This window comes from Klebsiella sp. CN_Kp104 (assembly GCF_040064515.1).
GTDB lineage: Bacteria > Pseudomonadota > Gammaproteobacteria > Enterobacterales > Enterobacteriaceae > Klebsiella > Klebsiella aerogenes.
Map to the genome: position 1 here is coordinate 229,331 of NZ_JBEAII010000028.1, position 17,395 is coordinate 246,725.

11 protein-coding genes and 2 pseudogenes are annotated in these 17,395 nt (G+C 42.6%); 4 read left to right on the plus strand and 9 right to left on the minus strand.

The window, feature by feature from the left end:
* Positions 1-2: 2 nt before the first annotated feature.
* Genes ABLU80_RS14685 through ABLU80_RS14700 form a run of 4 tightly spaced genes read right to left on the minus strand, consistent with a single transcriptional unit; the run spans position 3 to position 3,560 of the window.
* A complete protein-coding gene (locus tag ABLU80_RS14685; RefSeq protein WP_045412936.1) occupies positions 3-893 on the minus strand; it encodes a glycosyltransferase in 891 nt (296 codons plus the stop codon).
* Complete coding sequence (glf, locus tag ABLU80_RS14690; protein WP_045412992.1) at positions 890-2,044, minus strand: UDP-galactopyranose mutase; 1,155 nt, start codon at positions 2,042-2,044, stop codon at positions 890-892. Before glf ends, ABLU80_RS14685 begins: the two co-directional genes overlap by 4 nt.
* A gap of 8 nt (positions 2,045-2,052) precedes the next feature.
* Complete coding sequence (locus ABLU80_RS14695; protein WP_045412934.1) at positions 2,053-2,793, minus strand: ABC transporter ATP-binding protein; 741 nt, start codon at positions 2,791-2,793, stop codon at positions 2,053-2,055.
* A complete protein-coding gene (locus ABLU80_RS14700) occupies positions 2,793-3,560 on the minus strand; it encodes an ABC transporter permease (RefSeq protein ID WP_045412931.1) in 768 nt (255 codons plus the stop codon). The genes ABLU80_RS14695 and ABLU80_RS14700 overlap by 1 nt, the downstream gene beginning before the upstream one ends.
* An 882-nt stretch (positions 3,561-4,442) precedes the next feature.
* Here ABLU80_RS14700 and ABLU80_RS14705 point away from each other — a divergent pair.
* Positions 4,443-5,450, plus strand: a complete 1,008-nt coding sequence (locus ABLU80_RS14705) for an NAD-dependent epimerase (protein ID WP_101706086.1) — start codon at positions 4,443-4,445, stop codon at positions 5,448-5,450.
* 304 nt (positions 5,451-5,754) lie between these two features.
* Entirely contained in the window at positions 5,755-5,874 is a 120-nt protein-coding gene (locus ABLU80_RS14710) for a small membrane protein (RefSeq protein ID WP_142368453.1), read from the plus strand.
* A 109-nt stretch (positions 5,875-5,983) separates the two neighbouring features.
* Here the strand turns inward: ABLU80_RS14710 and ugd are convergent, their stop codons facing one another.
* The 5 genes from ugd to ABLU80_RS14735 all read right to left on the minus strand — a co-directional run bounded on the left by ugd (position 5,984) and on the right by ABLU80_RS14735 (position 14,759).
* Positions 5,984-7,150, minus strand: coding sequence for a UDP-glucose 6-dehydrogenase (gene ugd, locus ABLU80_RS14715; RefSeq protein ID WP_101706087.1), 1,167 nt, complete (start codon positions 7,148-7,150; stop codon positions 5,984-5,986).
* Between the two features lie 218 nt (positions 7,151-7,368).
* On the minus strand, positions 7,369-8,745 hold the full coding sequence (locus tag ABLU80_RS14720) for a TolC family outer membrane protein (protein ID WP_042896038.1): 1,377 nt from the start codon (positions 8,743-8,745) through the stop codon (positions 7,369-7,371).
* Positions 8,745-10,076, minus strand: a complete 1,332-nt coding sequence (locus ABLU80_RS14725) for an HlyD family type I secretion periplasmic adaptor subunit (RefSeq protein WP_042896036.1) — start codon at positions 10,074-10,076, stop codon at positions 8,745-8,747. Before ABLU80_RS14725 ends, ABLU80_RS14720 begins: the two co-directional genes overlap by 1 nt.
* 52 nt (positions 10,077-10,128) lie before the next feature.
* Positions 10,129-11,904 carry a type I secretion system permease/ATPase gene (locus tag ABLU80_RS14730; RefSeq protein WP_348850117.1) on the minus strand — a complete coding sequence of 592 codons (1,776 nt, stop codon included), beginning with the start codon at positions 11,902-11,904 and terminating at the stop codon, positions 10,129-10,131.
* A gap of 248 nt (positions 11,905-12,152) precedes the next feature.
* Complete coding sequence (locus tag ABLU80_RS14735) at positions 12,153-14,759, minus strand: DUF4214 domain-containing protein (RefSeq protein ID WP_227393904.1); 2,607 nt, start codon at positions 14,757-14,759, stop codon at positions 12,153-12,155.
* A gap of 422 nt (positions 14,760-15,181) precedes the next feature.
* Between ABLU80_RS14735 and ABLU80_RS14740 the strand changes: the two are divergent.
* Both ABLU80_RS14740 and ABLU80_RS14745 read left to right on the plus strand, forming a co-directional pair.
* A pseudogene (locus tag ABLU80_RS14740) lies at positions 15,182-15,907 on the plus strand (integrase core domain-containing protein).
* 79 nt (positions 15,908-15,986) lie between these two features.
* Positions 15,987-17,090, plus strand: a pseudogene (locus ABLU80_RS14745) (IS3 family transposase).
* Positions 17,091-17,395 lie beyond the last annotated feature (305 nt).

The window sequence follows — 17,395 nt, forward strand, 5'->3', positions numbered from 1 at the left end:
GATTATGCACCTCTACCTTTTGGCTTCCAGAAACCGTCCTTGATTCCATTATAGACATTAATCATACATTCATTCCGCTTTTCATGCCTCAACGCGGTGAATATATACTTCAATAACCGCAAACAAATATCAAACATGGTAAAAGGCGTGTTGGTTTTGAATATCTTTCGTGACCAGATAAGGTTTCTACTTAAATAATATAGTTTCCATGGTGAAATCGGTTTATGAGCAGTATCAATATCATGGATAACACACAATTTTGGTATATATATTATAGGAGTTTGTTGAAGGATAAGATGATGACCAAAATAAACATCATCAAAATAAATAAAAAGCTCATCATATATATATGAGATTACTTCTTTAAGCTTTTTTTGACTAATCAACATTCCAACAAATGAAACACTTACCACGCGCTCTTGTTGACTATTATTGGGAAGAAAGCGTCCTGGATTACCCCTGTAAGCTATATTCTCCAACAAACCATTGGGAATTTTCTTCCAGGGAATATTCATTTTACAAAATTGACCTGATGTATCGACAACTGAGCAAACATAGACGTTGTCAACCGATATATCAAGCGTCTGAAACGCTACATTGAAATCAGGTTTAGGATAAGCATCATCATCATAAAAAAGAACCCAATCAGTATGGATATTTTCTGTTATCCAGCGTGCACCATATTTAAACCCGCCAGCACCGCCACTGTTCACTTCCCGATGTAAAATTTTTAACCGTTCATCGGATAAGCTATGAAGATAAGATTGAGTATCATCGGTTGATGCGTTGTTAACAACAACTATATATTGAAAAGGCAACGCCAGGGTTGCCTCAATAGTTGTTTTTAATTTGTCTAACCGATTATAAGTGACGATTAGAGCAGCAATATTCATCTGACTTTAACCGTAAATACAGGCATCACTGTGTTCTGCTCTAGCGACTTAAGGTAGATGCGGCCAGTTTCAAGAGCTTCGGCAATTGTTACGTCCATATCAAGATAGCGGTATGTTCCCAACCGGCCGACAAAGGTAATGTTAGTCTCTTTTTCAGCACGATCGAGATAATTTTGTAGCATCGCCATTTCCCCTACCTGACGGATGGGGTAGTATGGAATATCTTCTGGTTCACATGAGCGACTGAACTCGCGGTAGCAGATAGATTTCTCATGGCTTTCCCATGGAGCAAAGTATTTATGCTCGGTGATACGGGTATAAGGCACTTTTTGCTCGCCATAATTCATTACTGCACACCCCTGATAATCACCTTCCGTGCGGAATGCTTCGAAATCCAACGTACGGTAACCCAAACGCCCCAAATCATAGTTATAAAAGCCATCTAAAGCGCCACTGTAAAAGACATGATCATAATCGCCACGAGAGTCTTCATTAAACAATGTATTTAGCGCTACCGAAATGTTCTCGTGATCTAATATTCTATCTACGATCACCGTATAGCCATCCTTTGGCATCCCCTGATATTTATGATTAAAATAGTTATCATCATAATTAAAGCGCACAGGTAAACGCTTAAGTATTGAAGCCGGTAGCTCCGACGGCGACATTCCCCACTGTTTGATGGTGTAACCTTTAAAAAAGGCTTCATATAATTCTTTGCCAACAAAACGCAACGCCTGCTCTTCAAATGTTGCAGGTTCTTCAATTGTTTTGTCACTTTTCTCATCAATCAATTTACGCGCTTCCTCGGGAGAACAAGTGGTGTGGAAGAATTGATTAATTGTGTGCAAATTGATTGGCAGGGAAAAAACTTGTCCATTGACCGTTGTCTTAACACGGTTCACATAAGGCATCATTTCCGTGTATTGATTAATATACTCCCAGACCTCAGCATTGTCAGTGTGGAAAATATGTGGGCCATATGTATGAACCATAACACCGGTTTCATTATCCCGCTCACTATAGCAATTACCAGCGACATGTGGCCGGCTATCAATGATGGTTACCTTATGGCCTGACTCAGCCAATAAGCGACCAATAACCGCGCCCGAAAATCCTGCGCCGACAATAAGTACATTCTTCTGCATTATTTTTTCCATCAAGCCATCGAGGCTACATATTCATCAACAATTGAGCTTGCTTCACCAATAGCTTTCAACCGGTGATTTTCTACCCACACAACTTTATCGCAAATCTGCATAACATCTTTCATGCTGTGGCTAACAAACAGAATAGTTACCCCACGTTTTCGGAATTCATTAATTGTTTCAATACACTTACGCTGAAATGCAATATCTCCTACCGCGAGAACTTCATCGATGATCAATACATCGGGATCAACCTGGCTTATAACAGAAAAACCCAGTTTTGCCAGCATACCACTTGAATAGACGCGGATAGGCTCATCAATAAACTCACCTAACTCTGAGAACTCGATAATTTTCTCGAGCCGCTTGTTAACTTCTGCTCTTCGCAATCCTAACAACGTGGCATTTAATTTGATGTTTTCACGTCCAGTAAGTTCAGGATGAAAACCGCCCCCTAACTCAAGCATTGAAGCCACTCGGCCAACAACTTTCACCTCGCCCTTGCTTGGCTTTAACACGCCAGCAACGAGACCAAGGGTCGTACTTTTACCTGCCCCATTCCGGCCAATCAATGCAACAGACTCACCTTTGCTAACTGTGAATGAGACATTTTCTATCGCCAGATACTTTCGCCCTTTTAGTAAATTTAAGGCCCGACGCGGATGAAAAAACAAATCTTTAATGCCAGAGCCAATATGATGATATAGGGGATATTCTTTAGTAACATTGCAAAACTCAATAGCGACTGTCATCACAAAATCTCTGCAAATCGGTATTTCAATTTATTAAAGACCCATACCCCTACCAGCAAAACGACAATACCAGACGAGTATAGATAAGTGATATGCATGTAATCCAGATTGCCATTCATAAGCAGGTCCCGCCAGGCCATAATCATGCTTGCCAGTGGATTATAATCAATAATCCAGGTAAATTGCTGCGGGATCATGTCAGAATTATAGAGTATCGGAGTACAATAAAACATTAACATTATCCCCAAAGCAACAAAGCGCTCAAGATCCCGGAAAAACAAATTTAGTGTAGAGAAAATAAGTGCAAATCCAAATGTAAGTACAATTTGTCCGATCGCCAGCACCGGGATCCCCCAGACCCAACTGAGGGATGGCGACATTCCGTAAATATAAAGAAAAGCGGCGATTACAGGAATTGTACATAAGAAATGCAAACCCTCCATCATCACATTACTTAATGGGATAACCGAGCGCGGGAACACCGTTTTCTTAATAATCTGTGCATTGGATATAAAAGAGTACAATGAGTTTGTTGCTGAACTTGCAAACCATTGCCATGGGAACAGGCCAGTGATAAGAAAAACTGTATAATTGGGGATTTGAACCCTCATTACCATTTTAAAAATAAAATAGTAAATCATCGCAAATAACAAAGGGTTTGCAATAGACCATAAATAACCAAAAATGCTACTTTTATAACGCACTTTTAAATCTTTATTAGTAATTACAACAAGTAGATCAAATAAATATCCTAAATTAAACTTCATTATTTGCACTCATTATTTTGAAATTGACCAAGCAATCATAGTTTCACCTACCACCTCTAAGAATAATTGCATATCTCGCTAGCCATTTGCAGTTCAATATCCAGTTATACTATATACCTCACTTTAGGTATGTTACGGAGTAAACTATTTGGCTACAAAGCATTGGAGTTCTCATCATGAACTGCTATAGCCATCTAGTCGACCAACTGGAGACACGCTACCGCCATTGGCTATCGCAACCAAAACGCGCAGAACTAGCTTAGCATTTGATAAAACATCATAAACTTCATAGCGTTGCATACAAAATGCTGTAACAGAAGTTCATTGCATCCCTGTCTCAAGGAGAGCTTTTGACCCGCTTCGAAACCGGATACTCTCTATGTTTTAGAATCCACATTCCATCAGGTTTGTCTCATTTCAAGCCACAGAACGATCAGTTATGGTGAGAAGCTTCACTTATGTTGGTCCATGGGAATGATGCGTCACCGTCAGTTGCATACCGACCTATTATGGTAATAGAATCAGAAAGTTGCAATGTAAGCTTCTTAAGCAAATACCATATGAATAAAACAGCAGCATAGTATACTCCCGGCCTATGAGAATAAAAGAGGAAAAGCAGTATTTACAGGCCCAGGAGATGCTTATCACCGGTTTGTTCACCGCTATTTAAACATCCGACGACAGCTAAATCCCCCAAATCACGATGATAATAGTTTTCACTCTCATATAAAGCGTGGGTGGGTCACCTGACCAAAGTTTTCACTTTACACGTTTTCTTCCCAGCCATTTCCTGAGCAACCAGTAAACATGGTGATCCATACACCCACCCTGTGTAAAATAAGCAGCTATAAATAGTGGGGCATAACGTTCCTGGAGGATAAAATGAAATTTTTAGTTACTGGAGCCGCGGGCTTCATTGGTTTCCATGTTTGTCAACGCCTTCTTGAAGCTGGTCATACCGTTGTCGGTATCGACAATATAAATGACTACTATGATGTTAACCTTAAGCAAGCGCGTCTGGACCTTCTGGACTCACCTTTGTTCAGCTTTGTCAAGCTGGATGTTGCCGACCGGGAAGGTATGGCGAAACTTTTTTCTACTGAAAAGTTTGATCGCGTTGTTCACCTTGCCGCACAAGCGGGAGTTCGCTATTCACTAGAAAATCCCCATGCCTATGCGGATGCAAACCTGATGGGGTTTCTTAATATTCTGGAAGGTTGTCGCCATACTAAGGTTAAGCATTTGGTCTATGCCTCATCCAGTTCGGTTTATGGATTAAACCGTAAGATGCCGTTCTCAACCGATGATTCAGTGGATCACCCGGTATCACTTTACGCAGCGACTAAAAAAGCCAATGAACTGATGGCACATACTTATGCGCACCTGTATGGCATTCCAACAACCGGACTACGCTTCTTTACCGTCTATGGCCCCTGGGGACGTCCGGATATGGCATTATTTAAATTTACGAAAGCCATGCTCGAAGGTCAAAGCATCGACGTTTACAACTACGGAAAAATGAAACGAGACTTCACCTATATTGATGACATCGTTGAAGCCATCGTGCGTATTCAGGATGTCATTCCACAGCCGGACCCAAACTGGACGGTTGAAGCCGGTTCGCCAGCAGCCAGTTCCGCGCCGTATCGGGTATATAATATTGGCAATAGCTCACCCGTTGAACTAATGGACTACATCACTGCCCTTGAAGAAGCTATGGGGATGGAAGCGAAGAAAAACATGATGCCGATGCAGCCTGGCGATGTACTGGAGACAAGCGCTGAAACGCAGCCGCTGTATGACCTTGTTGGTTTCAGACCGCAAACTACGGTCAAACAAGGCGTGAAGAACTTTGTGGAGTGGTATAAAGAATACTATACCGGTTGTTAGTTTTGCTAACTTGGTCGCACCGCAATCGACAGATTGTGGTGCAACAGTACAATCTCGCAATAAGAGCGACTTTATTCTTCTACGAGCCATACCGATAGTCTTTTACATGCTTCTGTCAGGATACAAAGCATAAATATTATCTAATCAGCTCCAACAATAGCATTTAATTTTTTTTATTAAACTGCACAATAAATTTTGTGGGAATTTCCCTAAAAAAAAGATATGTTTATTTCTACATGCCCCCTTCATTAAGGGACGTCAAAGTGACTAAACTAATTTCATCACATTAAATTTGGTAGCTGTTATGGAAAATTTATTTTTCTTAGTTTTAACTGCCATAATACTCGCGATCGCTATATTGTCCTTGTTCTCATATATAAGAGACAGAAAAAAATTAAAATCAATGTTTACAAAAAAGAAATAATTTAAAATAAATTATATTTTCGTAGGACATATATGACAAAGGAGCCAGGACGTGCGAAGGTACTATAATGGCAGGCATTTCATAAAAAAACACCTGCCATCATTGAATTTTAATCACTACCAAATAGATCTCGTGTGTATACTTTATCCTTCACATCCGTCAACTCTTCAGCCATACGGTTAGAGATAATCACATCTGATTCTTTTTTAAACTCCTCTAAATCACGAATAACACGAGAGTTAAAAAACTCATCTTCCTTCATCACTGGCTCGTAAATGATTACAGGTATCCCCTTTGCCTTTATTCTTTTCATTATCCCTTGAATAGATGATGCCCGAAAATTATCTGAACCGCTTTTCATAATCAAACGATATACACCAACTACTTTTGGTTTCTTAGCCAATATGGAGTCAGCGATAAAATCTTTTCGGGTTCGATTTGCATCAACGATCGCAGAAATAATATTATTTGGCACTGATGCATAATTTGCTAACAACTGTTTCGTATCTTTCGGTAAACAATAGCCTCCATAGCCAAAAGATGGATTATTGTAATGATTACCAATACGAGGATCCAGACATACTCCTTCGATAATTTGTTTACTGTTTAATCCCTGACTTTCAGCGTAGCTGTCCAACTCATTAAAATAGGCGACACGTAGTGCTAAATAAGTATTAGCAAAGAGCTTTATAGCTTCGGCTTCGGTTGAATCAGTAAAAAGAAGCGGAATATCTTTTTTAATTGCCCCTTCTTTTAACAGCTCCGCGAAACGCTCAGCTCTTGCTGAACGCTCACCAATAACAATACGTGAAGGATACAAATTATCGTACAACGCTCGTCCCTCGCGGAGAAACTCCGGCGAAAAGATAACATTATCAATATCAAGACGTTCTTTTATATCACGAGTAAAACCAACTGGGACTGTTGATTTTATGATCATGACAGCATTCGGATTGATCTCTGTAACATCCTTGATTACCGCCTCGACAGAAGAAGTATTGAAGTAATTTGTCTTAGGATCATAATCAGTCGGCGTGGCGATTATAACGTAGTCTGCGTTACGGTAAGCGTCATACTTGTCTGTCGTAGCACGAAAATTAAGTTTTTTTTCCGTTAAATATTGTTGGATCTCATTATCTGCTATGGGTGATATTTTTTGGTTGAGCATATCTACTTTGGTCTGAATGATATCCAGCGCGACCACTTCATGATTCTGGGCAATCAGAACACCATTCGATAAACCAACATAGCCTGTACCAGAAATAGTAATTTTCATTGAGCAACACTTCTACAGTTAACGGGATGATGGCACATCGCCACAATAAATTAAATACTGCTGGCGTTTTACCCTTTGCGAATTGTGAAGTCAAGTCGCTGGCTGGTCGTAGTAAGTCCCCTTCGTATGGCGTAGTGCTAGAAACACAGTGTCATACCGGATTCAGGAGAGGTAAAGTCAAATTCTTTTACACTCTTTTCATAACACGCTCCCCCAAATCAAGAACGATGAAAGTACTCCGCAACTTGCATGATATCTTTTTCACTCAGGGTACCTGAGTCACCCAGCAACGAAATCCAGGCCTTAATATAAGTGTATTTGGCCTCGGCTAAATCTCGCTGTGCAGCGTAAAGTTGTTGCTCCGCGTTGAGGACATCAACGTTCACCCTCTGCCCTGCGAGCACACTTTGCCGTGTAGCCTCTACCTGCGTAGTTGCAGACTTTACGGCCAGTTCATAAGCCCTGAGCTTTGCCTGGCTGCTAATACATTGATTAAATTGTTTGCGAAGATCGTTCATGATTGAACCGACCTGAGCATCCAGTTCATACTTAGCCTGGCCATAACGTGCCGCGGCCTGTCTTGTTGAAGCTGCCACTCCACCACCAGAATAAATTGGCATTGATACCTGAACCCCAACGCTGTCGGTTCGATATTTCTGATTTACCGTATTGTCGCTACTGGAATCATTTTCCGAATGCGATGCATATAATTGAACTTGTGGCATAAAACCAGCCCGGTTGCGTTCAACATCATAACGTGCGGCATCCACGCCATGACGTGATGAAGCCAGTTGTGGATTGCGTTCCATGGCTAATTTTTGCCAATCATCAAAAGCTGTATAACGTAGCGGTGAGACATGGAATTTGCCCTGTCGTAACGTCTGCAATGCATCTAGCTGGTCGAGGGGAATTCCGATGATAACTTCTAGTTCCCTTTGAGCTGAATCTAAGACGTCCCTGGCCTCGATGACTTGAGCTTCAGCCAGGCTATACCTTGCTTGAGTTTCAGCAACATCCGTTACCGTACCTTCACCCGCAGCCATCAGGCGATCATTCAATGCAAGTTGTTCTTTATAGGCCGCCTTCTGGGCCTCAGCTAATGCAATTTGATCTTTTGCGTATGCAACACTGACATAAGCAGAAATTACCCGAACTGCAAGATCGAGGTATTTACTGCGATATTTTTCATCCGCCATTAAACTTTGTGCGACCCCGGTTTTATATTTTGCATAAGCCTCATAATCAAATAGAGGTTGCGTTAAGGTCACGGAACCAGCATAACTGCGGTATTGCTGTCGTTTGGTCACATCGCTTACATTACCAAAAATGTCACTCGTCTGATATTTTTGCGTCTGCCAGTTACGTGGCGCATTTTGATAATTAAGAGAAACTTTAGGCAACAGGCCTGCACGCCCAATATTTTTTGCTTCATCCCCGGCTTCCTTTTCTTTAATTGCGGCCTGAAACGTTGGATCCTTTTCCAGCGCGAGCGAATAGGCGTCCAAAATGCCTAATGCATACACTGGTGCAGATAAGACCCAAGCTATTGAACTAACGGCCAGACTAACTATCTTCCTTTTCATGAAACTCACGATTATTCCTCGGTCAATGAAGTACGCGCGCGATCCAAAATAGGTTTAAACAGATAACTCAATAACGAACGTGAACCCGTTTTAACGAACACCTCAACCGGCATCCCGGGTTTGATTTCCTCGCCCTGTAGCATTTTGGCGCCTTCCGGTGTAACCGTCACCTGCATCTGATAGTAGGCTTCTCCATTTGCTTTATCAATTAAACGGTCCGCCGAGACGAGCGTCACAGTACCGGGGATCTTTGGTGTTCTGTTTTGGTTAAAGGCGGTAAACATGAGGTCAACGGGTAGCCCGGTATAGACTTTATCGATAAGTTGTACTTTTAATTGAGCATCTACAACCAGTGCAGCTTCACTAGGTACGACATCCATAAGATGATCGCCAGCGCCGACCACGCCTCCCTGGGTAAAAATATTTAATCCAACAACAGTACCATCCACCGGAGAGATAATTTCTGTATTCCCCAGATCAAAGTTGGCCATATCAAGTTTGTTTTTGTAATCATTAACATCCATTTGCGTTTGCGCTAACTGAGTCCTCACTTCACGCTGATAATCCGCGTAACGTTGGTCTATGCGCTGCTGTGACTCTAGCAATTGTTTTTGCAACTGCCCGATTCTTCCTATAGTTTCATCAATACTGCTACTGATCTCTGCAAACTGACGTTGAGCTTCAAGATAGCGATTTCGTGGCAAATATCCTTCAGCAGAAAGCTGTTTCATACTTGTCATCTGTTCACGAATGCTGTTTAGCTGAATTTGTTTGTTCGCCCGGGAATCCTGTAAGCCCTTCAGCTGGAAACGTATACCATCAATTGACTGTCTGAAACCATCAACCTCACTACGTAATGCCTGTCTGCGAGAAATAAAAAGCTGTTGCTGCAATGCTAATATTTCCGCAGCGCGCGGTTTGTCTTTGACAGCATTGAAAACGTCAGAGAATTTAATGGAATCCAGGTTATCTCTTTCTGCCAACAAACGCCCTTCTGTTGCCAGAGTTGTATAATATTGGATCTTCAGAGAATCCACCTGCGCCTGCGCCTGAACCTGGCTCATTTGAACCAGTACTTGTCCGGCCTTGACCTTATCCCCTTCTTTAACCGCAATATTGCTGATAATACCGCTACCAGGAGATTGAATAGTTTTACGATTTCCGGAAACAGTTACTGACCCCGGAGACGCAACGCCTTTATCAAGAGGAGCAAAAGCCGCCCATAAAAGAAAACCGCAAAGACCAATACTAATCACAAACCATCCGAAACGCGTATATTTTCTCTCATCGGTAGAGTCTGACTGAAAATCATTATTAAGTGGCTGGTTAATTTGAGAAGACATATTCACCCCTTCAACAACAGATAGCGACAGCTATTGACTGGCACGACTTAATTTAGTTTATTTGTGTTTTAGGGATATCCCTATTGCCTTCATGCAATTCATTATTAACTGCATGTATTGCTTGCTGCTGCGCTGCTTGGGTTCTCTGAGCATTATTCAATGCCTGGAGAACTTGCTGGGTGGTACCAAATGCATTCACCTTACCATTGACCAATAGTAACAACTTACTGGTCATCGATAGCAAGTTGGTTCGATGCGTAATCAATATCACCGTTTTTTGGCGCTCTCTAAGTAAAGCAATCGCTTTATTGAGTGCCAATTCGCCGGCATCATCCAGATTAGAGTTAGGTTCATCAAGGACAATCAGAGACGGGTCGCCATATAGTGCCCTTGCCAGGCCAATACGCTGTTTTTGTCCTCCAGAAAGCCCGCTACCACCGTTACCAATCACGGAGTCATAGCCATGAGGGAAACGCAATATAAGTTCGTGTACCCCAGCAAGTTTCGCCGCAGCAATAACTTTCTCAGCATCGACGTCATTAAATCGAGCAATGTTTTCCGCGATGGTACCGGCAAACAATTCAATATCTTGCGGAAGGTAGCCTATGTAAGGACCAAGTTCATCTTTATTCCACTGATAGATATCAGCGCCATCCAGACGCACAATTCCTTCGCTTACAGGCCAGATTCCAACTAACAATCGTGCCAGCGTCGATTTTCCCGATGCGCTGGGCCCAATGATGCCCAGCACATCGCCAACCTGTAAGTTGAATGACACACCATGTAATACCGCTTCGCCTTGCGCGCCAGGCGGTATCGCAGAAACATTTTCCACACTCAGCGCCCCTTGAGGTTTCGGCAGAGACATACCTGTACCCCGAAGAGGATTGCGATCCAATAATTTCACTAATCGCTGATAAGATAGTTTAGCGGAACTCCAGCTTTTCCAGACGTTAATGACTTGTTCGATAGGCGCAAGCGTCCTGCCCATCAGAATAGAACCCGCGATCATCATCCCCGGAGTAATATGCCCATCAATAGCTAACCAGCCACCAAGTCCAAGAACCAGGGATTGCAAAGAAAGACGTACAAATTTAGTAATAGAACTGATTCGGGAAGCGCGTTCGCTCGCAATTCGCTGACTTTTCAGGAATCGCTGATGCAAGCTAAACCACCGACCTTTGATATTCGGTAACATGCCCAATGCTTCAATAACTTCCGCATTGCGCAGATTAGTGCTGGCAAGACTGCCGGATTGCAGCGCGAACTTACTCGCTTCAGCCAGTGGTTCTTTAGAAACCATTTCATTCACAATGGCCAAAGCTATCAGTATTAGAGAACCAATTAATGCGAACAACCCCAACCACGGATTGAACAGAAAAATAACCAGCAGATATATCGGGAACCAAGGAGCATCAAAAAAAGCAAAAAGCGCGCTGCCAGTCAAAAACTGACGCATGTTGGTAAGATCATTGAGCATCTGCCCTGCATCAGCAGATTTGTTTTTGAGATTATCCTCGTATGCCGCAGTATAAACACGCGTATTTAAGCGCATATCAAGCTGCGCACCAATGCGTATCACTACCATGCTACGAATATACTCTAACAATGCCATCATACCGAACATGGCCAGCATGATGAGAGTTAGCATCAGCAGAGTGATTTCATTACCAGAGGGCAGCACCCGGTCGTAAACCTGGAGCATATAAATCGAAGGTACCAACATTAAAATATTTATGAATGCGGTAAAAACACCAACGGTCCAGAATATTTTACTGCGTGTGCGTATAACATCCGCAATTTCATTGCGCGGTAAATAGTGCTCCACTGCTTTTTCCCTTAATTTTGTGTACCTTCAGCCACACCTCTACGACAGTAGAGCAATCAGATCCCAACAACTCAGGCTGGAGATATTTATAATATATAGATAGGAAAGCACTAAAATATCAAGCTACTAAAAAAATATTTTTCGTAAACCATGGAAAATACAATGTTAATTAAAATACGATAGAGATCACAATAGAAAGGGGAAAGTTCCCCCTTTCTATTTATAAAACATCTATCACATCACACTACTTAAGCATAGTGTAAAGTATCAACCAACTGCTGATGGGTTTGCCCGTTGAGATACACTACCGTATCGTTCGCATCCAGAGTATGGTCGTTGTTGTTATCAATGATCAAATAGTTACTGGCTTCATGGGAGTTATCAGTCCAGACCACCGACGCCACCCCAACTTTCGAGGTGAGATCACCAGTACCACCAATACCAAGGATTTGCCCTAACAGGCCGACAACGCCGCCAACCACACCACCAACCAGTGTACCCAACAACGCGTCAACAACATCCGTCGTACGTACACCATAATCAGCTACCTGGGTATGCGTAGCGTCATTATTAATAGTAAGGCCTGAAGTAGTGTCAAAAATGCTATCTTTACCGCTATTAAAATCCGAAATGGTGACACCCGAATTGATGGTACTCGCTTTCAGTTGATAGAGATTCGCCCCATTACCTCCTGAAACAACCGTGTTACCCAGGACCTTGAAGGTATCCGCAGCGCCAGTTCCCTGCACCGTTAAGTTGTGACCGCCATCCAATCCCAAAAGCGTAATAAGGGTTGTTGTCACAGCTGAGCCAGGAAGAATAGTCAGGAGTTGATAAAGAATCCCTTTACCTGTCCCCCCCACATTGGCATCCAGATTCAACCCTGCAGAATTTGCCGAGGCATTAATAGTCTCCAGGTTTCCGTAACCGGTGCCGACCGTTAGATTAAGCAAATGGTCTCCGGTAACATTGATTGTCTGTACTTGACTACTGGTTCCCGCCAGCGAAATGGAGTTAGCAAAATTGCCTGTACCACCAGAACCAATATTCAATGTTGTCAATGCGGTACCGAGTACTGAATTACTGCTGTTAAGAGCTAGCGACCCCGCATTAATATCGCTATTACTGGTTGCTGTGAAGTTAACATTGAAATGGTCAGTAGCATTTTGCAAGAACGTGATATCCACGCTGCTGGTAGATGTCGCATCCCCCGTTACTTCTAGCTGTGCAGAAGTACCACCCGCAGCATTGATGACATGGACCTGATCAGCATAACCTGAGAGGACAAAACCCTGTGAACCTATAGTTGAAGTTGCTGTTGGTTGAACTACGGTATTGATTATTCCTGTAACACTAGATTCAGAACTTGCTTTCCCAGTCAGGATACCAAAATCAAACGTATGGTTTGCTGCAGTTGAACCATTGTCCACGCTTGCTTTTCCAATATAACCAGCTAAGTCAAGCTTTTCAAAATTAGAAAATTGGTTTGTATTCGTGGTGACAGTAAAAGTTTTGTTGACCCCCCCCAAGCCACTAGACGTTACCGCAACATTTTTTGTTATGAGGTTAGCAGATATCGTGTCTACTCCAGCACCACCATCAGCTCTAATAGAAGTACTTACGGTATTAGCTCCAGTAGTTGCATTCCCAGTCCATTTCAGAGAATCATTACCATTGCCAAGATTGAATTGTCCATTTGCAACAGCAACATTAGTAGCAAGTGTTACTACATCAGCTCCTGAACTCGCGTTCAAAATTACACTACCGTTATTAACGGTAACATTAACACCAGGATTAACGCCATTATCAGATAAATTAATCGTAGACGCGCTATTACCGTTAATAACCAGATTTGCAAGATGGTCAGCAAACTTCAAATTTACTGTATCGGCTGAGTTGGCGTTTAGTTGTATATTGGTTAGTACTGCAGTCTCAGCATTGCTGATTTGATGGCTATTATCTGTATTAACTGTTCCAGTTGCGTTACCACCACCTGCAGTTGTCGTCAGTATTGCTCCGGTTTTGTATATCAGTCCCGTACCAATTTGATATTCAAATGCATGTTGAGCACTCACTGTTACAGCATCAGTTGCGGTAGAACTGCGGAGGTCATTGAGAATGGCCTTGGTGATCGCAACCTTGTCCGAGCCTAAAGCACTATAAGTAGCAAGTTGTTGTGCTGTAGGATCAACACTGTAAACCCCCTTGTATATATGCTTAATAAAAGCATCACCCGTTAACTGGGCTCCCTTGGAATTGAATTCAGCAGAACTAAGCATACCGCCCAACGCATTATCAAATGTTTTTCCTGAACTAGTAAGCGTCGAGGTCCACCCTCGTAACCCACTCATGTCAACAGAACGGCCAGCTATGGCCAAATAGGCTGAGACAACTTGCTCTTGTTGGGCTAAAGACTGACTCCATACATCCCAAGCCGCGGTCCCATAACCTTTATACATCATACCATCAAGAGTTTGATCCAGACTATGCTGCGAAGCAAGAGTTGAGCTATCAAACTCATTATAATTTAATAAGTTACTAATAGCCGTATAAATTGCCGTATTTAAATCAGTCGACTGGAGATATCCTTGCAGAACAGAATCAGCGGGAGGTGTTCCATAAAGTGTTGTATAGACGCCTTTCAGAATATCTAAACTACTTTTTCCTGCATAAAGAGCTTGTCCAGCACTGGAGGCTATCAAGTTACCAACATATTGCTGTTCGGTTAGAGTACCGTAGATGAACCCCTTAGATGCTGCATCAAATGCAGTATCACTAGTATAAGAATGATTACCCAGAACAACATATTGAATTGCTGCGACTATTTTTTGATTCAATAAGTATTGATAAGCCATTTTATAATCCTCAAGATTTCTGTGGCAATTGCTGCATGTTGCTGACACGCCGAACCGATAACAGAAAAAACATGTCTTAGCATTATAAGCAAAGTCTAAAAAATCATTTTTGTCAAAGCCACCAGAGAAATTATAATCATAATATATAACAATAAGTTACAACCCCACCCAAAGGTCGTTAAAACATTAATACGACTAAAAAACCCTCACGTTAATAATAAGCTTGTTCTTTTAAAAATTAATATGAGACACTGACTCGCAGTTTTTTAATTACCTTTTGTAAGTATCCCGCATAATTGATCTCCTCTTGTGATTGTTCTCCTCCCTGAAAACAGTGCCAGGCTAAACTGAAGTTTCCGGTCTTTCTTCCATCTTCCAAAGAAGCACATCGCCATGGAAAGGACCACTATGACGAAGAACAAATTTCGTTTGCGCTGAAACAGGCCGAAACCAGCACCCACGTCGGGGAAGTCTGCCGAAGGATGGGCATTTCTGAAGCCACTTTTTATAATTGGAAGAAGAGATTCGCCGGTCTGGGCGTAACGGAACTGCGGCGTCTGCGGCAGCTGGAGGATGAAAATCAGCGACTGAAGAAACTGGTGGCTGACCAGAGTCTGGACAAGAGATGCTGCAGGAGGTACTGAAACAAAAGTTCTGAGGCCGGCTCAGAAGCGTCACGAGGTGCGTTTTCTGCGGGAGGCTTACCATACCGGTGTCCGACAGGCGCTGACTGTAGTCGATAATTTTAGTCGGGAGTGTCTGGCGATCCATGCCGGAAAGTCGCTGAAAGGTGCGGATGTGGTCGGTGTGATGGAAGGGTTGCGGGTACTGGGCAAGCGCCTATCGGTACGTATTCAGACAAATAAAGGCAGCGAGTTTATTTCGGAAAGTCTGGATAAATGGGCGTATGAGCACGGTGTCACAATGGACTTCTCCCGCCCCGGAAAACCATCGGATAACCCGTTTATTAAATCATTTAACGGCAGGCTGCGGGATGAATGCCTGAACATGCACTGGTTCCCTCGCTGGAAGATGCGCAGGACAAACTCGACAACTGGTGTAGGGAATATAATCATGAGAGAACGCATTCATCATTAAATGACATGACTCCGGCTGAATTCATCCGAAGACGAAGATCTCTGATTTAGTGTAAGTATCCCGCATAATCATGCCATTCATAATTAGAGATCATCCGGCATAATCAATCTGCCTACGAACGAGATCGCTATGCGTAAAGCCCGCTTTACTGAGCATCAGATCATCGCTGTGATTAAGTCGGTTGAAGGCGCACGAAGCGTTAAAGATATCTACCGGGAGGCCGGTATATATGAAGCCACCAAACTACAACTGGAAGTCCAAATATGGCAGTATGGAATATTGGATATAAAAAAATCAAGGATCATGAGGATGAGAACCGCCGTCTCAAACAGATGTTTGCCGACCTGAGCCTGGAGAACCGGGCGCTGAAAGACGTTATCGAAAAAAAGCTTTAAAACCAGCCTGTAAGCGTGAGCTGGTCATTCATCTGATAATGACATTTGGACTCAGAATCCGTAAGGCCTGCCGGAGTCTGAACCTGAGCAGAACGGTTTAAAATTACCGTCCGGATATCTCGCGTGACGAACCCGTTATTGTCGCGTTGCAGGCAGTGGCCGAGCGATACTCACGATACGGTTTTCCGATACTTTTTCAGGTTCTGAGGCGGCAGGGACATCCGTGGAATCACAAAAGGATCCATCGTATTTAATGTCTGTTGAAACTGAATTTTCGCCGTAAGAGCAAACAGCGATTGCCAGTGCGTAATCCCTCGCCACTGGCCACGCTGGAAGCACTGAACCACAGCTGGTCTATCGACTTTATATATGATGCCCTGGTTTGTGGCCGCCGTTTTCGCACGTTCAATGTCGTTGATGACTTTAACCGTGAGGCGTTGTCGATTGAAATCGCTCTGAATCTGCCAGCTCTGCGCGTGGTCCGTGTACTCGACAGGATCGCGGCAAATTGCGGCTATCCTGTCATGCTACGCATGGATAATAGTCCGGGATTTATCTCACTGGCACTGCCTGAATGGGCAGAGAAACATGCAGTAAAACTGGAGGTTATCTAGCCGGGTAAGCCGACACAGAACGCTTTATTGATCACTTTAACCGAACATTCCGTACAGAAATACTCGATTTTTATCTATTCAGAACGCTGAATGAAGTGCGGGAAATCACTGAAAGATGGGTGTAAGAATATAACTGTGAACGCCAATAGGATTCACTAAACAATATGACACCGGAGGAATACCGACAGCACCATTATTTGGCTGGAATCTCAAAAAATGCATGAAACTAAAACGAGTCTATATATGCTTATAATTAAGTGTTTTTATTTTGAATGGAAAAGGGGGGGGTAATATTTGATTTTTACAGCTAATAAAAATGAAGATAATAATTCACAAATCAAATTTCCCATGCGAGTATATCGACAATTCAATAAAATAACCACAAGGTACAAATACTTTTAAACTGGCTATGTCGAAGCAAACAGTAGCTAAGTGATTAAGCAAACTATAATATATAAAGAAATTACTCAACCTGAATGTGATTTATTGATAATATTTTCAGAACATGATAAGGAATTGATGGCAGATA